This is a genomic window from Microbacterium aurantiacum (assembly GCF_031625015.1).
Lineage (GTDB): Bacteria > Actinomycetota > Actinomycetes > Actinomycetales > Microbacteriaceae > Microbacterium > Microbacterium aurantiacum.
The window spans coordinates 125216-146868 of sequence record NZ_JAHWXH010000001.1 but is presented as its reverse complement, the minus strand read 5'-3'; the positions used below and the strand labels follow the sequence as shown (position 1 = coordinate 146868).

Genomic DNA, 21653 nt, shown 5'->3' with positions numbered 1-21653 from the left:
CGCGCGCCCGGTAGGGGGTCGGTGACCGGGTCGGTCAGGCGTCGACGGTCTTCTTCGGCCGCGCCCAGCGTGCGGGGCGGTTCGGGCCGTCCCACACCTGGATGACGCCCCACACCGCGGCGGTGATGGGCACCGCGAGGATCGCGCCGACGATGCCGCCGAGGACCGTGCCGACGGTCAGAGCGATCAGGACGACGAACGCGTGCAGCTTCATCGCCCGGCTCATCAGCACCGGCTGCAGGAAGTTGCCCTCCAGCTGGTTCACCAGCACGACCACACCCACCACAAGGAGGGCGTTGACCCAGCCGTTGGCGACGAGGGCCACGAGCGCGGCGAGGGTCCCCGCCAGCGTCGCGCCGACGATCGGGATGAACGCCAGGAGGAACACCAGCACCGCCAGGGGCACGGCGAGCGGCACATCGAGGATCAGCAGGCCGATCAGGATGCCGATCGAGTCGACGAGGGCGACCGTCGCCGTGCCGCGGACGTACGAGCCGAGGACCGTGACCGTCTTGTCGCCGATGCGACGACCGCGGGCGTAGTGCTCGCCGCGGAACGGGCGGAGGAGGAACTCCCACAGCTGGGGGCCGTCCTTGAGGAAGAAGAAGAGGGTCACCACCATGAGGACCAGACCCGTGACGAAGCTCGCCACGGCGCTGACGCCGGCGAGGGCGCCCGAGCCGAACTGCGCGCTGGTGACGAAGTCCGTGAGCGTCGCCAGCCACTCGTCGAGCTGGTCCTGCGTGGGCGCGATCGGCAGCTGCTGAGCCCAGTCGACGACGGACTGCAAGCCGTCTTCGGCCTGCGCGTACAGGTCATCCCACTGATTCAGCACCGCCCACACGATGAGCCAGCCGACGCCCGTGAGGAGGAGGACGATCGCCAGGAGAGCCAGGATCGTCGCGAGGAGCGAGGGGACTCCGCGCATCCGCATCCATCGCATCACCGGGGCGAACGCGCTCGCGAGGATCAGGGCGATCACCAGAGGGATCGTCACCAGGGTGAGCTGTTGGATCGCGAAGATGATCCCCGCCGCGACGGCGACGACGAGGATGACCTGCAGCGCGCGGGTCGCGAGGATGCCGAAGCCGTCGGCCCACTGGCGCAACGGCGGCTGCGACGCCTTCAGCTCGACGCCCTCGCTCTCGATGCGGACGGTCTTCGGCTCACCACGGAACAGGCCCATGGGTGCGAGATTAGCGGCCGCGCCGGATCCGCCTCGACGGCTTGCCGCACCCGGTGCCCGGTGATAGGTCGCCGGGGCCCGCGACCGGGTTCACCGGTCGCGTCGGAGCCTGGCCCAGGTGTCGGGCTGGTCGGCCAGCGCTCGCACGGCGACGTCCCCCTGCAGGGTGCCTCCGGCGTCGTGGATCGCGATCTGCACCCACCGTCCCGACCCGGCCTCGATCCCGGCGGGCTGATCCGCGAGGAGGGCGTCGGCGTCGTCGTCGCTGTACGTCGTGCTCCACGACTGCCACCGCGCGACATCCGGATCCCGGCGATACCGGACGAACGCCGCGCGATCGGCCGCCGTCAGCACCGACAACGTCAGGCGCTCGGTGCGCAACGGCAGGACCATGCCCGAATCGTACCGACGCCGTCGCGCCACAGCCTCAGGCGAAGGCGCTCATCCCGGTGATGTCCCGACCGATGAGGAGGGCCTGGATCGACTCGGTGCCCTCGTAGGTGTGGATCGCCTCGATGTCGGCCATGTGGGTCATCACGCCGTACTCGATGAGGATGCCGTTGCCGCCGAGCAGGTCGCGGGCGGTCTGCGCGATCCGCCGCGCGGCGCGGGTGTTGTGGTACTTCGCCAGCGACGCCTGGGTCGGGCGGAGTCCGCCCGACCGCTCGAGGTCGGCGAGGTGGCGGCAGTACAGCTGCATCGCGGTGAGCTCCTCGAGCATCTGCGCGAGCCGCTCCTGCACCATCTGGAACCGGGCGAGGGGCTTGCCGAACTGCGTGCGCTGCTGCGCGTACGACAGCGCCGCCTCGTAGCAGGCCGTCGCGTGACCGAGCGCCGACCACGCCACCCCCGAGCGGGTGGCGTACAGCACGCGCGAGGCGTCCTTGAAGCTCCGCGCGCCCGGGAGGACGGCGTCCGCGGGCAGGCGCACGCCGTCGAGGGTGATGAGGGCCTGATGGATGCCGCGCAGCGACGCCTTGCCGCCGATGACGGTGCCGGTGTACCCGGGCACCGACTGCTCGACGAGGAAGCAGCGGACGGCGTCGTGCTCGGGGGCATCGGGGTCGTCGACGCGCGCCCAGACGAAGGTGACGCCGCCGGACGCGCCGTTGCCGATCCACTTCTTCGCGCCGTCGAGCACCCACTCGTCGCCCTCGCGCCGCGCGGTGGTGGCAAGGCCCACCGAGTCGGAGCCGTGGTCCGGTTCGGTGAGGGCGAAGGCGCCGGGCACCTCGCCGCGGGCGAGGGGGGAGAGCCAGCGCGCCTGCTGCTCGGCGCTGCCATAGGCCGCGAGGGTGCGGAGGGCGAGGCCGCCCTGGACGGCGACGACGGTTCCGAGCGAGCCGTCTCCGCGGGAGATCTCCATGTTCACCAGACCCGCGGCCAGCGGGGAGAAGAAGGTGAGGTCGGGGTGCTCGATGCCGTCGTTGAAGAGATCGTGCGCGCCGAGGCTCATGGCGAGATCCAGCGGGTACTCCGCGGCATCCCAGGCGCGCTGCATCCGGTCGCCGAGGCCGTCGACGAAGGCCTTCGCGCGGTTCCACACCTCGCGGTCGGCCGCGGGGATGTCGGTGAACACGGCGTAGTAGTCGGTGTCCAGACGTTCGGCGAGGTCGTAACCGGGAACGCTCTGTCCGGGGCGGGGCTGGAATTCGTCGCTCATGCGGGGGACTCCTGGGGTCGGCGGGCGCTGACCAGTCTAGTGGTACCGAGTCTCAGTGAGTTGTGGACTGAGTGCCGCGCTTTCGCGCGCACCGAGGTGGGCGCATCCGGGTGCGGTGAGACGCCGGGGCGATATCGACGTTTCCGGCCCCGACACGCCGCGCGGGCGTCGGTTTCTCCCGCGTTCTTCACACGGAGGGCGGGTGCCCTGCGTCGCGCGCGGGCAGGCGGCCACGCCGAGGGAGCGGCGGGAAGGGAGTCAGCCGTCGAGGCGGGCGGCGAGGCGGCGCGCGATCTCGGCGCGCGGCATCGTGCGGGGGAACGCGGCGACGACCAGGTCGTCGGGGGCGGCCTCGGCGTCCGGGTGCACGCCGAACCGGCGGCGGGCGTCGTCGAGGGCACCGCGGAGGACGGATGCCGGCACACGCTTGGATCCGCGCAGCAGCTGCCGCAGCACGTGGTTGTGCACGGCGGTGACGACGGCGGAGAAGCCGACGGCATCCAGCGGGTCGAGCCCGGGGATCGCCGCGCGCAGGTACTCGTCGAACAGGCGCTCGTAGCGGAAGACCGTCACGATTTCGCGATCGCGGAGCGCCGGCACCCCGCGCACGACGGTGTACCGCCGACGCGCGAGCTCGGGGTCGCCGGCGAAGTGGGAGTAGACCAGGAGCGAGGCCTCGCACACCGCGTCCCACGGATCGTCGTGCGGTCCGGCGAGGAAATCGCGCACCTGCGCGAGCAGGAGCTCGTGGTCGGCGAAGACCACGTCGTCCTTACCGCCGAACTGGCGAAAGAAGGTCGATCGCGAGACACCGGCGGCCTGGGCGATCTGCTCCACGGAGGTCTGGTCGAAGCCCTGGCGTGCGAAGAGGTCCAGCGCGGCAGCCACGACATCGTGACTCGCGCCACCCGCCGGTGGCATCTCGATCATGCAGTGAGCATAGCGCCGGGGCCGCCGTCCGCCCGATCCCGGCGGGACGGACCCGTCTGCGCGCGGTAGTAGGCTGGGAGACCTGTCGATCTCTCGACATCGAGATTCTTTCGGCGTCACCCACCCACATTCGCCCCACCGAAGGACTGCACTGTGGATCTGTACGAGTACCAGGCACGAGACCTCTTCGAGAAGTACGGGGTGCCGGTTCTTGCCGGCATCGTCGCGGACACCCCCGAGGAGGTGAAAGCGGCCGCCGAGAAGCTCGGTGGCGTCGTCGTCGTCAAGGCCCAGGTCAAGACCGGCGGTCGCGGCAAGGCCGGCGGCGTCAAGGTCGCCAAGACCCCCGACGAGGCGTACGAGGCCGCGAAGGCGATCCTCGGCCTCGACATCAAGGGCCACATCGTCAAGCGCGTGATGGTCGCCGCGGGCGCCCGCATCGAGGAGGAGTACTACTTCTCGGTTCTGCTCGACCGCGCCAACCGCTCCTACCTCGCGCTCGCGAGCGTCGAGGGCGGCATGGAGATCGAGCAGCTCGCGGTCGAGAAGCCCGAGGCGCTCGCGCGCGTCGAGGTCGACCCGCTCACCGGCATCGACGAGGCAAAGGCCCTCGAGATCGCCCGCGCCGCGCGCTTCAGTGACGAGCTGGCTCCGAAGGTCGCCGACGTCTTCGTCAAGCTCTACGAGGTCTACACCGGCGAGGGCGCGACCCTCGTCGAGGTGAACCCGCTCATCCTCGACGGCGACGGCAACATCGTCGCCCTCGACGGCAAGGTCACCCTCGACGAGAACGCCTCGGAGGTCCGTCACCCCGAGCACGAAGAGCTCGAAGACAAGGATGCCGCCGACCCGCTCGAGGCGAAGGCGAAGGCCTCCGGTCTCAACTACGTCAAGCTCGACGGCGAGGTCGGCATCATCGGCAACGGTGCGGGCCTGGTCATGTCCACGCTCGACGTCGTCGCCTACGCCGGCGAGAACCACAACGGCGTCAAGCCGGCGAACTTCCTCGACATCGGCGGCGGCGCCTCGGCGACGGTCATGGCCGCGGGCCTGGACGTCATCCTCGGCGACCCGCAGGTCAAGAGCGTCTTCGTCAACGTCTTCGGTGGCATCACCTCCTGCGTCGCGGTCGCCGAAGGCATCGTGAAGGCCCTCGAGATCCTCGGCGACACCGCCACCAAGCCGATCGTCGTCCGCCTCGACGGCAACCAGGTCGAGGAGGGCCGCGAGATCCTCGCCGGCGCCAACCACCCCCTGGTCACCCTCGCCGCCGGTATGGACGAGGGCGCCGACAAGGCCGCCGAGCTGGCCGCCGCCTGAGCGTCACCACGAAAAGGACCAGAACATGTCGATCTACCTCACCAAGGACTCCAAGGTCATCGTTCAGGGCATCACCGGCGGTGAAGGCACCAAGCACACCGCGCTGATGCTCAAGGCCGGCACGAACGTCGTCGGCGGTGTCAACGCCCGCAAGGCCGGCACCACCGTCTCGCACGTCGACGCCGCCGGGAACACCGTCGAGCTCCCCGTCTTCGCCTCCGTCGCCGAGGCGATGGAGAAGACCGGAGCCGACGTCTCGATCGCGTTCGTGCCCCCGGCCTTCACGAAAGACGCGATGATCGAGGCCATCGACGCCGAGATCCCGCTCCTCGTGGTCATCACCGAGGGCGTGCCCGTCGGTGACACCGCCGAGGCCTGGGCGTACACGAAGAGCAAGGGCGAGAAGACCCGCATCATCGGGCCCAACTGCCCGGGCATCATCACGCCCGGCGAGGCGCTCGTGGGCATCACCCCCGCCAACATCACCGGCAAGGGCCCGATCGGCCTGGTGTCGAAGTCGGGCACCCTGACCTACCAGATGATGTTCGAGCTGCGCGATCTCGGTTTCTCCACCGCGATCGGCATCGGCGGCGACCCGATCATCGGCACCACGCACATCGACGCGCTCGCGGCGTTCGAGGCCGACCCCGAGACCAAGGCCATCGTCATGATCGGTGAGATCGGCGGCGACGCCGAGGAGCGCGCGGCCGAGTTCATCAAGGCCAACGTCACCAAGCCGGTCGTCGGCTACGTCGCGGGCTTCACCGCCCCCGAGGGCAAGACCATGGGCCACGCCGGCGCCATCGTGTCGGGCTCGGCGGGCACCGCCCAGGCGAAGAAGGAGGCCCTCGAGGCCGCCGGCGTCAAGGTCGGGAAGACCCCGTCCGAGACCGCGTCGCTCATGCGGGAGATCATCGAATCCCTCTGATCCGCGAACCTGCGGACACCGCGCGAACGCCCCGTTCGGCTCCGGCCGGCGGGGCGTTCGCCGTTCCGCCGCGGCATCCGCGCGGGTAACGTGGGGGCCATGCCGCTGACCGGAGAGTACAAGCCGTCCACGTCCGAATGGGCCCGCACACAGGCCGAGCGCTACGAGGCGTCGGGCGGCACCGAGGACAATCTCCTGCGGGGCGTCCCCATCATCGTGCTGACGACGGTCGGGGCGAAGACCGGCGGCCTGCGCAAGACGGCGCTCATGCGTGTCGAGCACGAGGGGCGCTACCTCGTCGTGGCCTCCAAGGGCGGCGCACCCGAACACCCCGCGTGGTACCACAACGTTGTGAAGAACCCGCACGTCGAGCTGCAGGACGGGGCCGACAAACGCGACTACCTCGCCCGCGAGCTCGACGGTGCCGAGCGCGACGAGTGGTGGCAGCGCGCGACCGCCGTATGGCCGGACTACGACGCCTACCAGGCGCGCACCGAGCGCCGCATCCCGATCTTCCTCCTGGAGCCCTTCACGGACTGATCACGGTCCGCCCGGTATCCGTCCGGGCGTCCGCACCAGCCCCTACACTTCCCCCCATGGGCGGAGGCGCGAAGGCATCGATGACGGATGCCGCGCCCGCCGCCACCGGCCCGGCGAGGCCCCTCCGTCCGTCGCCCGGGTGGGCGATGGGCGTAGCGATCGTCGGCGCTCTGCTGGTGGCCGCAGTCGTCGCCGTGGGGGCTCTCATCGCCGTGCCGCCCTCCGTGGCCAACCTCGCCAGCTCCACCTCGGACGGGGTGGCCGCCGAGCCGCTGGGCGCGGACGCCGGGGCCGCGGTCGTCGTTCCGGCCGGCTGGATCGTCGTGCGCGAGAGCGAGGAGGAGATCCTCGTCCGCACGCCCGACGCCGCCCTCGAGGCGCGCGTGCGTCCCGCATCCGTCCCGGCGGAGGAGGCGCTCGCCGCCGCGGTGCCCGGCATCGCCGACGAGATCGGGGCGGCGCCGGGCGCGGAGCGACGCGAAATCCTCGCCTCGGGGACGTTCGCGGTCCACGTCGACGTCGACCCGTCCGTCACCGTCGCGGCCGTCGCGGCGTCCGCCGAGGCGCGCGAAAGCGTCGTGGTCGAGACGCGCATCCGCGACGATGTCGATCCTGCGCGCTACCGCGCCGCGCTCGCCCAGCTCCTCGACGGGGTGCGCCCGTGACGCGCCCCGCCGGACGTGGAGTGCTCGCCCTCACGATCGCGGCGCTTCTCCTCGCGGGGTGCGCCCCCGTCGGCGACCCCCGATGGGCGCCCCCGGACTGGAGCGCGGCGACGGTCCGGGTCGTCGCCGAGCCCGACGTCGTCGACATCGACACGACCGCGGTGGCGGCATCCCTCACGGCGCAGCGCATCCGCAACGACGCCGTCGGCATCCAGGCGCGCTGGTCGCAGCTCCCCGGCCGGAGCGCCGTCGTCGACCGCTTCAACGATGCCGTCGAGGCGATCGTCCGCGACGCGGTGGCCGCGCAGAGCGCGACGGCCGGAGTCGCCTACCGGCCCGCCGCGCACCCCGAAGGGGCCGGGCTGGAAGACCGCACGTGCGTCGCCGGATCCACCACGCGCACCGGGGCCGAGATCCTCGCCGACCCCGCGCTCGGCCCGGACGGCGGATCGGGGACGGCCGTCGTCTGCGACGTCGTCGTGGCGGCGGGGTCGATCTTCGCCCAGCGGATGCGGGTCGTCTCGGGTACCGCGGATGCGGTCGCCGCCGACCGCATCGAACTCCTCTACGTCGACACCGCGACGGGAGAGGTGTCGCCCGCGTCCGGACTCTGGCAGGACGACGCGCTCGATGCGCTCGGTGCCGACATCGTCGACGCGCTGCGGCGCGATGCCGGGGCGCTGAGCCTCGCGGCGGCGACGTTCGAGGGCGATGAGCAGCGAGAGGTGCTGCGCACGGCCCTCGCGACGACGGTGCCGGGGCCGGACGGCGGGCTCGCGTTCACGATCCCCGCGGGCTTCCGCGCTCCCGAACTCGCCTCGCTCGGCGCGGCGGAGACCTCCGAGCCGCTCACCGTCGCCGTTCCCGCCGACCGCGCCGCCGCGCTCGTGACCCCGCTCGGGTCCGCCGTGCTCGCCGCGGTCGGTCAGCCGTACGCCGGCCCTCCCGCCGTTCCCGCCGGGTTCGACCGCCTCGACTGCGCCCTCGTCCCGTGCGTCGCCCTCACCTACGACGACGGGCCGACCGTGCACACGCCGCGACTGCTCGACGAGCTCGCCGAGCTCCGCGCGAGCGCGACGCTCTACGTCCTCGGTCAGTACGCGGCGGGTGCCCCGGACACGGTGCGCCGCGCCGCCGCCGAAGGCCACGAGATCGGCAACCACACCTGGAACCACCCGTCGCTGCCCTCGCTCACGGCGGAACAGGTCCGCGACCAGCTGGGGCGGACGACGACGCTCCTCCGCTCGCTCTCGGGTCAGCCGGTGGCGACCTTCCGTCCGCCCTACGGCGAGTTCACCGCGGAGGTGCTCGCGGCCGCGGGGGAGCCGGCGATGATCTGGACCGTCGACACGCGCGACTGGGCGGGGCCGGCGGAGTCCGAGATCATCGCGCGGTCGGTGGAGGGGGCGACGGTCGGCGGGATCATCCTCCTGCACGACACCCAGGAGCGGTCCGTGTCGGCGACGCCCGCCATCGTCTCCGGCCTCCGCGACCGCGGCTTCTCCACCGCGACGATCACCCAGCTCTTCGACGGCGACCTCCCGGCATCCGGAGCGTGGCGCGCCGCACCGTGAGCGGCACGCCCGTGGGTAGGGTCGATCGGGCATGTATCGCCTCACCATCGTCCTCCTCGCCGCCTTCGACGCCGTCATCGCCGCCGTCGTGGGCCTTGCCGCATCCCTCGCGCCGTTGACCCTTCTGTGGGTGTTCGGCTTCGACGGCCTTCCCGACCTCGGGACGCTGTGGCCCGCCGCGGGGACGGTGTGGCAGCTGGGGCACCTCGTTCCGCTGGCGATCACCCTGCCGCCGGAGTACGTCGCGGCGATCGGCGTCGACCCCGCCGCGGCATCCTTCCCGCTCTCGCTCGCCCCGCTCGCCTTCGCGGGGTTCACCGCGGTATTCGCGGCACGATCCGGGCGCCGGGCCGCCGACGCCGGCTCGGGGCTGGTCGGTGCGAGCGCCGGCAGCGTCGTGTTCGCCGCCATCGCGACCCTCGTGGCCCTGAGCGCCCGCACCGACGTCGCGGTGGCCGACCCCGCGCTCGCGATCGTCCTGCCCGCGCTCGTCTTCGCCGTTCCCGCCGTCGTCGCGGCGATCGTGGCGCAGTGGGACGACGCGGATGCCGGACCCGTCGCCGTCGTCCGCGACCGCCTCGAGCGTGCTCGCGCGGAAGAGGCGGTGCGCGCGACCGCCGCCGGTCTCGCCGTCATCGCGGCCGGTGTCGTCGGGCTCGGCGGCCTCGTGGTCGTCGCCGCCGTCATCGCCGGGATGGGGGAGGTCATCTCGCTCACCCAGGCCGCCGGCGTCGATCTGGTCGGATCGCTGGTGCTCGCCCTCGGGTCCTTCCTCTACCTCCCCACGCTCTGGGGCTGGGGGGTCGCCTTCGCCGCGGGCCCGGGCTTCACGCTGGGGGAGGGGACGGCGATCGCACCGGGCGGAACGGATGCCGGAATCGTGCCGGGCATCCCGATCCTCGGGCTGCTCCCCTCGGGCACGTCGCCGTGGCTGCTCCTCCTCGGTCTCCTCCCCGTGGGGGTCGGCGCCCTCGCGGGGCTCATCGTGCGCCGCCGTCTGCGCGACGGCGCGGTGGAGGACGCCCCCGTCGCCACCCGCGTGATCGTCACCGGGGTGCTCGGTCTCCTCGCCGCCGGCATCGGCGCTCTCCTCGCCGTCGTCACCTCCGGCGGCATCGGCCCGGGCCGTTTCGAGCGGGTGGGACCGGAACCGGGACCCCTCGCCCTCGTCCTCGGACTCGAAGTGGTCGTCGGCGCGGCGATCCTCCTGCTCTCCCCGCGCGGGCTCGACGGCGACGAGACGGTCGAGGCGTACCGTGACGAGGATCGCGGCGCGTTCGACCGTGCGCCCGCCCCGGTGGAGTTCGCCGACCCCGCGCCCGATCCCGCGGACGACGTCACGGAGGATCTCTCCGATCTCCGCGGATCGGGCGGCGAGGACCCTCCCCGCTAGACTTGCCCGGTGCTCACCGTCGCCGTCCTCATCTCGGGCGCCGGGTCGAATCTGCGGGCTCTGCTGGAAGCGGCGGCCGAACCGGATTTCCCCGCGCGCGTGATCGTCGTCGGCGCCGACCGCGAGGCCGACGGCTTCGGGCACGCCGAGTACTTCGGCATCCCGACCTTCCTCGTCCCGTTCGAGCAGTTCGACTCCCGCGAGGCGTGGGGCGCCGAGCTCGGCGCGCAGCTCGCGGTCTGGCAGCCGGATCTCGTCGTGCTCAGCGGGCTGATGCGGCTCCTCCCCGCTGATCTCGTCGCCGCGTGGAGTCCGCGGATCATCAACACCCACCCGGCCTATCTGCCGGAGTTCCCCGGCGCCCACGGCGTGCGCGACGCCCTGGCCGCGGGCGTCGATCAGACCGGCGCGAGCGTCATCCTCGTCGACGCCGGTGTCGACTCCGGGCCGATCCTCGCGCAGGAGCGCGTCCCGGTACTCCCGGGCGACGACGAGCACGCCCTCCACGACCGCATCAAGCCCGTCGAACGCCGCCTTCTGATCGACGTGGTCCGCCGCGTCGCGACGGGCGACCTCGACCTCGCCGCCGCCGCCCGGGCGTCGGCATCCTGACCTCCCGTCCGATCCTCCGAGGAGACCGCCATGGCAGGCCCCACGCACGACCCCGCCCTCTACACCCCCCGCGACGTGGTCCCCATCCGTCGCGCGCTGCTGTCGGTGAGTGACAAGACCGATCTGCTCGTGCTCGCCGCGGCCCTCGCCGAAGCCGGCGTCGAGATCGTCTCGACCGGCTCGACGGCGGCGACGATCCGGGATGCCGGGCACGACGTCACCGACGTCTCGGCCGTCACGGGCTTCCCCGAGTCGCTCGACGGCCGCGTGAAGACCCTGCACCCCGGCGTCCACGCGGGCCTCCTCGCCGATCTCCGTCTGGACAACCACCGCGCACAGCTCGGCGAGCTCGGCATCCAGCCCTTCGAACTCGTCGTGGTGAACCTCTACCCGTTCGTCGAGACGGTGCGCTCGGGCGCCGAGGGCGACGCGGTCGTCGAGCAGATCGACATCGGGGGCCCCGCGATGGTGCGTGCGTCGGCGAAGAACTACGCCAACGTCGCGATCGCCGTCTCGCCCGAGAGCTACCCCGCGATCATCGACGCCGTCCGCGCGGGCGGTACGAACCTCGATCAGCGTCGCGACCTCGCCGCGCGCGCCTTCGCCCACACGAGCGAGTACGACCGCGCCGTGGCGACCTGGTTCGCGGAGGAGACGCTCGCCGGCGAAGGCCTGCCGAACCACCTGACGATCACCGCCGAGCGGTTGGAGACCCTGCGCTACGGCGAGAACTCGCACCAGCGCGCCGCGATCTACACCCGCGTCGGCGGGCACGGCATCGCGCAGGCGACGCAGCTCCAGGGCAAGGCGATGTCGTACAACAACTACGTCGACGCCGACGCCGCCCTCCGCGCGGCGTTCGACATGGTCAAGCCGGCCGTGGCGATCATCAAGCACGCGAACCCGTGCGGCATCGCCGTGACCGCGCCGAACGCTCTCGACCCGATCGCCTCCGCGCATCTGCGCGCGCACGAGTGCGACCCGGTCTCGGCCTTCGGCGGGGTGATCGCGGCCAACCGCACCGTGACGCTGAAGATGGCCGAGAACCTCCGCGACATCTTCACCGAGGTCATCGTCGCACCCGCCTTCGAGCCGGAGGCCCTGGAGGTCTTCCGCCTCAAGCAGAACCTGCGCGTCCTGCAGCTGCCGGCGGACTGGCAGCAGGAGCGCATGGACGTCCGGCTCGTCTCGGGCGGCCTCCTGCTGCAGGACGCCGACCGCTTCCCCGACGACATCGAGTCGGTCGCGGAGAACTGGGAGCTGGTCTCCGGCGAGCGCCCCGACGCCGAGGAGATGACGAACCTCATCTTCGCCTGGAAGGCCTGCCGCGCGGTGAAGTCCAACGCGATCGTCCTGGCGAAGAACTCCGCCACCGTGGGCATCGGCATGGGCCAGGTGAACCGGGTGGACTCGTGCCGCCTCGCCGTCGAGCGCGCCGGTGATCGTGTGCGGGGAGCGGTCGCGGCATCCGATGCCTTCTTCCCATTCGCCGACGGACCGCAGGTGCTGCTGGATGCCGGGGTGTCGGCGATCGTGCAGCCCGGCGGATCGGTGCGCGACGCCGAGGTCATCGAGGCGGCTCGCCAGGCCGGCGTGACGATGTTCTTCACCGGGGAGCGCCACTTCTTCCACTGACCCCCGGGGCGGCGGCCACCGTCGTGTCCGATTTCCGCCAGCCGGTGTCGGCGGGGCGTGTCAGGCTGGGGGAGTGCACCCCGGAATGACCTTCGACGAGCGGTACCGCGCGATCCACGCGCGCGACCGCCGCTTCGACGGGCAGTTCGTCACCGCGGTGCGCACGACCGGCATCTACTGTCGGCCGAGCTGCCCCGCCCGCACGCCCCGCGCCGACAACGTGACGTTCTATCCGACGTCGGCCGCCGCGCACGAGGCCGGGTACCGCGCCTGCAAGCGCTGCCTGCCCGAGGCGGCTCCCGGGTCTCCCGCGTGGGATCTCCGGTCGGATGCCGCGGCCCGCGCCATGCGACTGATCGCCGACGGGGTCGTCGACCGCGAGGGCGTGCCGGGTCTCGCGCGGCGCCTCGGGTACTCGCCGCGGCATCTGACCCGACTCCTCACGAGCGAGCTCGGCGCCGGTCCCCTCGCCCTGGCCCGCGCGCAGCGGGCGCACACCGCGCGCACGCTCCTCGTCGGCACCGAGCTCTCCGCCGCCGAGGTGGCCTTCTCGGCCGGATTCTCCAGCATCCGGCAGTTCACCGAGACCATCGGCGAGGTGTTCGGGATGCCGCCCACCGAGTTGCGCGCCCGGCGCCCGCGTGCAGCGACCGAGACTCCGGTCGCGGGCACGATCGACCTGACTCTGCCGCGGCGCGACCCCATCGACACCGCCGGGCTCTTCGGGTGGATGCGTGCGCACGCCGTCCCCGGGGTCGAGCACGGCGATACGACGAGCTTCTCGCGCACGGTGCGACTCGCGGGTGGGCCCGCCTGGTTCCAGGTGCACGAGACCGCCGACGGCCGACTCCGCCTTCGGGCGCGACCTGCGGTGCTCGCCGACCTCGCGCCGCTCCTGGCGCGGGTGCGGCGGCTGTTCGACCTGGACGCCGATCCGCTCGCCGTCGACGAGGCTCTTGCGCGGCATCCGGAGCTCGCACCCGCGGTGGCCGAGATCCCCGGTGTCCGCGTCCCCGGCGCGATCGACGCTCCCGAGATGCTCCTCCGGGCGATGATCGGCCAGCAGATCAGCGTCGCCTCCGCCCGCACCCTCCAGGGGCGGCTCGCGGCGGCGCTCGGCGATCGGATCGAGACGGGGGAGGAGGCGTCGATCCTCTTCCCCGACCCGGCGGTGATCGCCGATCGCGGCGCCGAGGTCCTGCGCGGCCCCGGTGCCCGCATCCGCGCGATCATCGACACCGCCGCGGCGCTCGCCGACGGCACCCTCGCGCTCGGTCCCGGCGACGACCCTGTCGAGCAGCGCGCGCGGCTCCTCGCCCTCCGCGGCGTCGGTCCATGGACCGCGGACTACGTCCGTATGCGGGTCCTCGGTGACCCCGACGTGCTGCTGCCCGGCGACGTCGCCGCCCGCACCGGCGCCGGGCACCTCGGGCTCCCCTCCGATCCGGCGGGGTTCACCGCGTGGGCCGGGCGCACCGCCCCCTGGCGCAGCTACGCGATGGCCCACTTCTGGTACGCCGCGCCCGTGACGCGCTCCTGGCGCGCGCCCGTCCCCGTCCCGCCCGCACCCGCCGCGGCCGCACCCGCCGCCGCACCCGCCGCCGCACCCGCCCGCGTCGCGACCGCCGATCCCGTCCCCCAAGGAGCACCCGCATGACCTCCGCCCTGTTCCAGGTCGTCGACACCGCCGACGGCCCGTTCGCCCTCCTCGCGGACGCCGTCGACGGGGCCGTCCTCGCCTCCGGGTGGACCGACGACCGCGAGGCCCTCGTCGCGCGCCTGTCGCCGGCTCACCGTCCGGTCGCGATCCACGACGGTGTGACGGATGCCGCGACCGCCGTCGCCGACTACTACGCCGGCGACCTCCGCGCGATCGACGGGGTGGCCGTCCGCGCGTGGGGGACGCCGCTCCAGCGGTCCGGGTGGGACGCCCTCCGCCGCATCGATCCCGGCGCTCCTCTGACCTACACCGGACTCGCGGCGGCCCTCGGCGCCCCGCGGGCGGTGCGGGCGGCGGCCTCCATCTGCGCGCGGAACGCCCCGGCGCTCTTCGTGCCGTGCCACCGGGTGCTCCGCGCCGACGGGTCCCTCGGCGGCTTCGCATGGGGCGTCGCGGTGAAGCAGAGCCTCCTCGCGCGTGAGAAAGCGCTTGCGCAGACTGTCGCCGCGGGCGTACGGTAGAAGGCTGTCGCGTCCGCTCCGGGCGCGCTCGGGCTCTGCCCGCTCACCTGAGGAGGACGCCATGATCCAGGCCGCCGACGTCGCGAAGACCGCCGCCCTCCTCCCCGCGGGTGCCCCCGCGTACGGACCGGGCTCCGGCCGCTAGGCCCTCCCCGGCTCTCCCGCCCGCGGGCATAACCCGCTCACTTCGGCGTTCTCCTCTGGGGGACTCCGCTCCCGCGCTCGCCCGCGCCCACCTCGCCCGATCCGGGCCCGCTCCACCTCCCCACAAGGATCATGACCGCTACCGCCAGCCCGAAACGGCCGACCGTCTCCACTCCGCGCGCGCTCGCGCGCCTCCTCCCCTTTGCACGCCCGGTGCTGCCGCGCCTCGCCCTCGGCGCCGCCAGCGCGTTGGTCGCGAGCCTGCTGGCCCTGGCGATCCCGCTCGTCCTCGAGCAGGTGGTCGCGGGTCCGCTCGCCTCCGGCGACATCGCCCTGATCGCGTGGGGCGCCGCGGCGATCCTCGGTCTCGGCCTGACCGAGGCGCTCATGGTGTGGCTGCGCCGATGGTTCGTCCTCGGCCCGTCGACGAAGGTCGAGTACGGGCTGCGCACGAGCTTCTACGCCCGCCTCCAGCGCCTCCCCGTCTCGTTCCACGACCGCTGGCAGTCCGGCCAGCTCCTCAGCCGCATGATGCAGGACATCAGCATGCTGCGGCGCTGGATGGCGTTCGGTGTCGTGCTCCTGGTCGTGAACACTCTGACGATTCTCGTCGGCACCGCCCTGCTCTTCCGCTGGCACTGGGCGCTCGGCACGCTCTTCCTCCTCGTCTCGGCACCGCTGTGGTACGCCGGCTACCGCTTCGAGAAGACCTACGGCACCCTCGCGCGGCAGAGCCAGGACCAGGCCGGCGACCTCGCCACGAGCGTCGAGGAGAGCGTCCACGGCATCCGTGTCCTGAAGGCGTTCGGGCGCGGCACGCACGCCCTCCGCAAGTTCGCTCGCCAGGCCGAGACCCTCCGCGAGACCGAGCTCGACAAGGCCCGGGCCGTCGGGTGGATCTGGTTCTGGCTGGTGCTCCTTCCCGACATCGCCTTCGCCCTGTGCCTCGGACTCGGCATCTTCCTCGTCCAGCTCGGTCAGCTGGAGACGGCCGAGCTCGTGGCGTTCTTCGCCATGGCCGTGGTCCTCCGCTGGCCGATGGAGTCGATCGGGTTCCTCTTCTCCTTCACCCTCGATGCGCGCACGGCCACCGACCGCATCTTCGAGGTCTTCGATGAGGAGAACACCATCACCGACCCCGCCGCGCCGGCCACCCTCGCCGCCCCGCGCGGAGAGCTCGCGTTCGAGGGCGTCCACTTCCGGTATCAGGATGCCGCGCCGCACGAGCGCGACCTCCTCGACGGCATCGACCTGCAGCTGCGGCCGGGGGAGACGATGGCTCTCGTCGGCCTCACCGGGTCGGGGAAGACGACGCTGACGACGCTGCCCACCCGCCTCTACGACGTCACCGGTGGGCGCGTGACGCTCGACGGCGTCGACATCCGCGACCTGTCGCTGCGCGAACTCCGCACCCACATCGGGATGGCGTTCGAGGACGCGACGCTGTTCTCGCAGACCGTGCGCGAGAACGTCCTCCTCGGCCGTGAGGACCTCGATCCGGCCTCGCCGGAGGGGGAGGCGATCATGCGGGAGGCGCTCGCCGTCGCGCAGGCGCACTTCGTCGACGACCTCCCCGACGGCGTCGACACCGTCATCGGTGAGGAGGGGCTCTCCCTCTCCGGAGGGCAGCGTCAGCGCCTCGCGCTCGCGCGTGCGGTCGCGGCGCGCCCCGCCGTCCTGGTCCTCGACGACCCGCTGTCCGCGCTCGACGTCGACACCGAGAAGCTGGTCGAGGACGCGCTCCGCGAGGTCCTCCACTCCACTACAGCACTCGTGGTCGCCCACCGCCCGTCGACGGTGACCCTCGCCGACCGGGTGGCGCTGCTCGAAGCCGGTCGCGTCACCGCCGTCGGCACCCACTCGGAGCTCCTCCGCGAGAGCGAGCACTACCGGCACGTCATCTCCAGCCTCGAGGAGGCGAACCCGTGACCCCCACCACCGTCTCCGGCACGAGCGGCGAGGACCGCTCGGACTACACCCGCGAGGAGAGCCGGGCGATCCGGCGGCGCTCGCTGCGGCTCCTCGGCTCGCTCATCTCGCCCGTGCGGGGCCAGCTGATCCTCGCCGGCATCGTGCTCGTCGTCTCCACGGCCCTCCGGGTGATCGGCCCCGCCCTCATCGCGTTCGGCATCGACAGCGCTCTCCCGGCGGTCCTCGACGAGATGGACTGGATGCCGACGATCGGCGTCGTCGGGCTCTACCTCCTCACCGCTGTCAGCGGCGCCGCCCTCATCGGGTGGTACGTCGTCGTCGCGGCCCGCCTCACGCAGGCGATCATGCTGGACCTCCGCAAGCGCATCTTCCTGCACACTCAACGGCTCAGTCTGGAGTTCCACGAGTCGTACACGTCGGGCCGGATCATCTCGCGGCAGACCAGCGACCTCGACACCATCCGCGAGCTCCTCGACGGGGGCCTCAACGAACTCGTCTCCGGGGTGATGTTCGGCCTGTTCACCCTCGTCGCCCTCCTGCTGCTCGACTGGCAGTCGGGCGTGATCCTTGCCGTCATGGGCATCCCGCTGTTCCTGTTGATGCGCTGGTTCTACTTGCGCTCGCAGCGGGTGTACCGCGAGTCGCGGGTGGTGAGCGCGTCGGTGATCGTCAAGTTCGTCGAGTCGATGACCGGCATCCGCGCCGTCAAGGCGTTCCGCAAGGAGCCCCGCAACGACGAGGAGTTCGGCGGTCTCGCCGAGCACTACCGCGACGTGAACATGCGCTCGATCCGCCTGTTCGGAACCTTCGAGCCCGGACTCATGGCGATCGCCACCGTTTCGCTCGCCCTCATCGTGCTGTGGGGCGGCATCCGTGTCGCCGACGGCGCGATCGCGGTCGGCGTCCTCACGGCGGCCGTCCTGTACGTCCGGAACTTCTTCTCACCGCTGCAGGAGGTCGCGTTCTTCCTGAACTCGTACCAGTCGGCCACGGCGGCGCTCGAGAAGGTCTCCGGCGTCCTCGACGAGGAACCGACCGTTCCGGACCCGGACGAGCCGGTCGACCTGTGGGCCGCGCGCGGGCACGTGGAGTTCCGCGACGTCACCTTCGGGTACGCCGACGGGCCGACGATCCTGCCGCACTTCTCGCTCGACATCCCCGCGGGGCAGACCATCGCCCTGGTCGGGACGACCGGGGCGGGCAAATCGACGCTGGCCAAGCTCGTCTCCCGCTTCTACGACCCGAGCGTGGGCGCGGTCACCCTCGACGGCGTCGACCTTCGCCGACTGCATCCGAAGGACCTCCGCCGGGCGATCGTCATGGTCACGCAGGAGGCGTACCTCTTCAGCGGCACGGTCGCCGACAACATCGCGCTCGGCAAGCCCGACGCGACCCTCGAGGAGATCAAGGATGCCGCCCGCGCCGTCGGCGCGCACGCGTTCATCGAGGCGCTCCCCGACGGGTACGCCACCGACGTGAACAAGCGCGGCGGTCGCGTGTCGGCCGGTCAGCGGCAGCTGATCTCATTCGCGCGCGCGTTCCTCGCCGACCCCGCGGTGTTGATCCTCGACGAGGCGACGGCGTCGCTCGACATCCCCTCCGAGCGGCAGATCCAGCAGGCCCTGCAGACGCTGCTCGCCGACCGCACGGCGATCATCATCGCGCACCGGCTGTCCACCGTCGCGATCGCCGACCGGGTGCTCGTGATGGAGCACGGGCGCATCATCGAGGACGACGAGCCCCGCGCGCTCATCGAGGGATCGGGCAAGTTCGCCCAGCTCCATGCGGCGTGGAGGGAGTCGCTCGTCTGACTCTGCGTGCGCATCCCGTGCGCACGATTGCGGAGATGTGCACGATGACGGATGCCTCGTGGGCACCCCGTCCGCGATCGTGCACATCTCCGCAATCCTGCTCGGGCCAGCGGGACCGAGCGTGACAGAAGCCGCCGTCTGATGACGGCGGCTTCTGTGGGGAGTGGGGGGGGGACGAAGACGGCGAGGCCCCGATGGGGGAGGGGTATCCGAGGCCCCGCCGCCGGTTTGCGCGGAGGTCAGAGACGGGTCTCGGCAATGACCTCGCCGTACTCCGTCTCGCCCACCGGCTCGAAGCCGACACGGTGGAAGAAGGCCTGGGGCCCACCCTCACCGGCTTCGTAGATGACGTTCACGTGCGACATGCCGCGCTCGCGGGCCTCGCCGAGCAGACCCTCGACGGCGAAGCGGCCCACGCCGCGCCCCTGGTCGTCGGCGTCGACGTTGATGCGCCACAGGACCGAGCGGAAGTGCTCCTGGGGGAAGTCGGGGTCGAAGTTGCCGCTGATGAAGCCGACGACGTCGTCGCCGTCGAGGACGACGCGCTGCCACGAGGTCTGCGGGTTCACCACGGTGGCGGCGATGCCGTAGCTGACGGGGGAGAGGAACTCCTCCTGCCCGGGCTTGAGGGACATGTTGTTGACGGCGACGATCGTCGAAGCGGACAGTTCCTCAAGTCGCAGTTCACCCATGGCCCCAGGCTAACGGCAATGCCCGTCGGGGTCACGCGCGGATGTGCAAAGCGCGTCACACGCGCGAGCCGGCGACACCCGAGATATCTCGACGTCGAGATACTTTGAGGTCGGTGCGATAAGGTGGCCGGGACTGAAAGAAGGACGACACAGGTGACTGACTCGACCATCATCTACACGTACACCGACGAGGCGCCGGCGCTGGCGACGGCATCGTTCCTCCCCATCATCCAGGCCGTGACCGGTCAGGCGGGCGTCGACGTGGAGATCCGCGACATCTCGCTCGGCGGCCGCATCCTCGCCGCGTTCCCCCAGAAGCTCACTCCGGAGCAGCAGGTCGGCGACGCCCTCGCCGAGCTCGGGGGCCTTGCCACCCTGCCCGAGGCGAACATCATCAAGCTGCCGAACATCTCGGCGTCCATCCCGCAGCTGAAGGCCGCCATCGCGGAGCTCCAGGCGCTCGGATACGACATCCCCGACTACCCGGACGACCCGCAGAGCGTCGAGGACAAGGACATCCGCGCCCGCTACGACCGCATCAAGGGCTCCGCCGTGAACCCGGTGCTCCGTGAGGGCAACAGCGACCGGCGGGCCCCGCTCGCGGTGAAGAACTACGCCAAGAAGCACCCGCACCGCAACAAGCCGTTCGCCGAGGGATCCAAGACCCGCGTCGCGACGATGGGCCACGATGACTTCAAGAGCAACGAGAAGTCCTGGGTCGCCGCGCACGACGACGTCCTGACCATCCGCCACATCGCCGAGGACGGCACCGAGACCGTGCTCAAGGAGGGCCTGAAGGTCCTGCCGCGCGAGATCATCGACGCGACGTTCCTGTCGGCGGCGGCGCTGGACGCCTTCCTCGCCGAGACGCTCGCCGCGGCATCCGCTGACGACGTCCTGTACTCGGTGCACCTCAAGGCCACGATGATGAAGGTCAGCGACCCGATCATCTTCGGGCACGTCGTCAAGGCCTACTTCGCCGACGTCTTCGACCGGTTCGGCGACCGCATCGCCGAGGCCGGCCTCACGCCCAACAACGGTCTGGGCGGCATCCTGTCGGGTCTCGCGACCGTCGAGGGCGGCGACGAGATCGTCGCAGCGATCGAGGCCGCCATGGCCGAGGGTCCGCGCCTGTCGTACGTGAACTCCGACAAGGGCATCACCAACCTCCACGTCCCGAGCGACGTGATCGTCGACGCCTCGATGCCCGCGCTCGTCCGCAACGGCGGCAAGCTCTGGGGTGCCGACGGCGGCGAGGACGACACCATCGCCGTCATCCCCGACTCCTCCTACGCCGGCGTCTACCAGGCCGTCATCGAGGACGTCATCGCGCACGGCCCGCTGGACCCCGCCACGATCGGCACCGTCCCCAACGTGGGCCTCATGGCGCAGAAGGCCGAGGAGTACGGCAGCCACGACAAGACCTTCGAGATCGCCGCACCCGGAACCGTCCAGGTCCTCGACTCGGAGGGCACCGTCCTCCTCGAGCACGTCGTCGGCGCCGGAGACATCTGGCGCGCCACGCAGACCAAGCACATCCCCGTCATGGACTGGGTGAAGCTCGCCGTCACGCGCGCCCGCGCGACCGGGGTGCCCGCGGTCTTCTGGCTCGACGTCAACCGCGCGCACGACGCCCAGCTCATCGCCAAGGTCCACCAGGGCCTCGCGCTGCTGGACACCGCCGGCGTGGAGATCGTGATCCTGCCCCCGGACGAGGCGACGAAGTACACCCTGGAGCGCATGCGCCGCGGCGAGGACACCATCTCCGTCACCGGGAACGTGCTCCGCGACTACCTCACCGACCTGTTCCCGATCCTCGAAGTGGGGACGAGCGCCAAGATGCTCTCGATCGTCCCGCTGCTCGCGGGCGGCGGCCTGTTCGAGACCGGTGCCGGCGGATCCGCGCCCAAGCACGTGCAGCAGCTCGTGGAGGAGAACTACCTCCGCTGGGATTCGCTGGGGGAGTTCTTCGCCCTGGCCGCGTCGCTCGAGCACCTCGCCACGACGACCGGCAACGCGCGCGCCCAGGTGCTCGCCGACACGCTGGATGCGGCGACGGGGACGTTCCTCGAGAACGACAAGTCGCCGGGCCGCAAGCTCGGGTCGATCGACAACCGCGGCAGCCACTTCTATCTGACGCTCTACTGGGCTCAGGAGCTGGCGCGGCAGACGGCGGATGCCGACCTCGCCGCGATCTTCGCGCCCGTCGCCGAGGAGCTGGCCGCGAACGAGGAGACGATCGTCGCCGAGCTGGCCGCCGTCCAGGGGCAGCCGGCCGACATCGGCGGCTACTACCGTCCCGACACCGCGCGCGTGGACATCGTGATGCGTCCGTCGCACACGTTCAACGGCATCATCGACGCGCTCGCCTGAGCATCGCGTCCACAGGACGTGGAAACGGTCGCTCGCATTTCGTGGGCGACCGTTTCCACGTCTTGGTCGATCGA

At 71.7% G+C, this 21653-nt stretch carries 18 protein-coding genes; 13 read left to right on the top strand and 5 right to left on the bottom strand.

The features are described from left to right. Positions 1-34: 34 nt before the first annotated feature. The 4 genes from KZC50_RS00655 to KZC50_RS00640 all read right to left on the bottom strand — a co-directional run bounded on the left by KZC50_RS00655 (position 35) and on the right by KZC50_RS00640 (position 3779). On the bottom strand, positions 35-1186 hold the full coding sequence (locus KZC50_RS00655; protein WP_310890225.1) for an AI-2E family transporter: 1152 nt from the start codon (positions 1184-1186) through the stop codon (positions 35-37). Between the two features lie 90 nt (positions 1187-1276). Further along, positions 1277-1579: a GNAT family N-acetyltransferase gene (locus tag KZC50_RS00650; protein WP_310890224.1), complete on the bottom strand. Its 303-nt coding sequence runs from the start codon at positions 1577-1579 to the stop codon at positions 1277-1279. A 34-nt stretch (positions 1580-1613) separates the two neighbouring features. Beyond that, positions 1614-2849 (bottom strand): acyl-CoA dehydrogenase family protein, encoded by a 1236-nt coding sequence (locus tag KZC50_RS00645; protein ID WP_310890223.1) that lies wholly within the window; start codon positions 2847-2849, stop codon positions 1614-1616. Positions 2850-3107: 258 nt separating this feature from the next. After that, a complete protein-coding gene (locus KZC50_RS00640; RefSeq protein ID WP_375294556.1) occupies positions 3108-3779 on the bottom strand; it encodes a TetR family transcriptional regulator in 672 nt (223 codons plus the stop codon). A 153-nt stretch (positions 3780-3932) separates the two neighbouring features. Between KZC50_RS00640 and sucC the strand changes: the two genes are divergently transcribed. The 12 genes from sucC to KZC50_RS00580 all read left to right on the top strand — a co-directional run bounded on the left by sucC (position 3933) and on the right by KZC50_RS00580 (position 18514). Continuing rightward, entirely contained in the window at positions 3933-5099 is a 1167-nt protein-coding gene (sucC, locus tag KZC50_RS00635; RefSeq protein ID WP_310890222.1) for an ADP-forming succinate--CoA ligase subunit beta, read from the top strand. A 25-nt stretch (positions 5100-5124) separates the two neighbouring features. Continuing rightward, complete coding sequence (sucD, locus tag KZC50_RS00630) at positions 5125-6027, top strand: succinate--CoA ligase subunit alpha (protein ID WP_236968147.1); 903 nt, start codon at positions 5125-5127, stop codon at positions 6025-6027. Positions 6028-6126: 99 nt separating this feature from the next. Beyond that, positions 6127-6567: a nitroreductase family deazaflavin-dependent oxidoreductase gene (locus KZC50_RS00625; RefSeq protein ID WP_310890221.1), complete on the top strand. Its 441-nt coding sequence runs from the start codon at positions 6127-6129 to the stop codon at positions 6565-6567. A 56-nt stretch (positions 6568-6623) separates the two neighbouring features. After that, positions 6624-7232 carry a hypothetical protein gene (locus KZC50_RS00620; RefSeq protein WP_310890220.1) on the top strand — a complete coding sequence of 203 codons (609 nt, stop codon included), beginning with the start codon at positions 6624-6626 and terminating at the stop codon, positions 7230-7232. Then, on the top strand, positions 7229-8806 hold the full coding sequence (locus KZC50_RS00615; RefSeq protein ID WP_310890219.1) for a polysaccharide deacetylase family protein: 1578 nt from the start codon (positions 7229-7231) through the stop codon (positions 8804-8806). Before KZC50_RS00620 ends, KZC50_RS00615 begins: the two co-directional genes overlap by 4 nt. A 31-nt stretch (positions 8807-8837) precedes the next feature. Next, positions 8838-10199, top strand: coding sequence for a cell division protein PerM (locus tag KZC50_RS00610; protein WP_310890218.1), 1362 nt, complete (start codon positions 8838-8840; stop codon positions 10197-10199). 9 nt (positions 10200-10208) lie between these two features. Then, a complete protein-coding gene (purN, locus tag KZC50_RS00605) occupies positions 10209-10811 on the top strand; it encodes a phosphoribosylglycinamide formyltransferase (protein WP_301133714.1) in 603 nt (200 codons plus the stop codon). A 30-nt stretch (positions 10812-10841) separates the two neighbouring features. Beyond that, positions 10842-12446: a bifunctional phosphoribosylaminoimidazolecarboxamide formyltransferase/IMP cyclohydrolase gene (purH, locus tag KZC50_RS00600; protein ID WP_310890217.1), complete on the top strand. Its 1605-nt coding sequence runs from the start codon at positions 10842-10844 to the stop codon at positions 12444-12446. An 85-nt stretch (positions 12447-12531) separates the two neighbouring features. Further along, positions 12532-14103 (top strand): DNA-3-methyladenine glycosylase 2 family protein, encoded by a 1572-nt coding sequence (locus KZC50_RS00595; RefSeq protein ID WP_310891505.1) that lies wholly within the window; start codon positions 12532-12534, stop codon positions 14101-14103. Next, positions 14100-14627 (top strand): methylated-DNA--[protein]-cysteine S-methyltransferase, encoded by a 528-nt coding sequence (locus KZC50_RS00590; protein ID WP_053548480.1) that lies wholly within the window; start codon positions 14100-14102, stop codon positions 14625-14627. Before KZC50_RS00595 ends, KZC50_RS00590 begins: the two co-directional genes overlap by 4 nt. Positions 14628-14903: 276 nt before the next feature. Then, positions 14904-16700, top strand: a complete 1797-nt coding sequence (locus KZC50_RS00585) for an ABC transporter ATP-binding protein (RefSeq protein WP_292705933.1) — start codon at positions 14904-14906, stop codon at positions 16698-16700. After that, complete coding sequence (locus KZC50_RS00580) at positions 16697-18514, top strand: ABC transporter ATP-binding protein (RefSeq protein ID WP_236968154.1); 1818 nt, start codon at positions 16697-16699, stop codon at positions 18512-18514. Before KZC50_RS00585 ends, KZC50_RS00580 begins: the two co-directional genes overlap by 4 nt. A 239-nt stretch (positions 18515-18753) precedes the next feature. Here KZC50_RS00580 and KZC50_RS00575 read toward each other — a convergent pair whose 3' ends face one another. Further along, positions 18754-19206: a GNAT family N-acetyltransferase gene (locus tag KZC50_RS00575; RefSeq protein ID WP_053548477.1), complete on the bottom strand. Its 453-nt coding sequence runs from the start codon at positions 19204-19206 to the stop codon at positions 18754-18756. A gap of 153 nt (positions 19207-19359) precedes the next feature. Here KZC50_RS00575 and KZC50_RS00570 point away from each other — a divergent pair, with 153 nt between their 5' ends. Then, positions 19360-21579 (top strand): NADP-dependent isocitrate dehydrogenase, encoded by a 2220-nt coding sequence (locus tag KZC50_RS00570; protein WP_310890216.1) that lies wholly within the window; start codon positions 19360-19362, stop codon positions 21577-21579. Positions 21580-21653 lie beyond the last annotated feature (74 nt).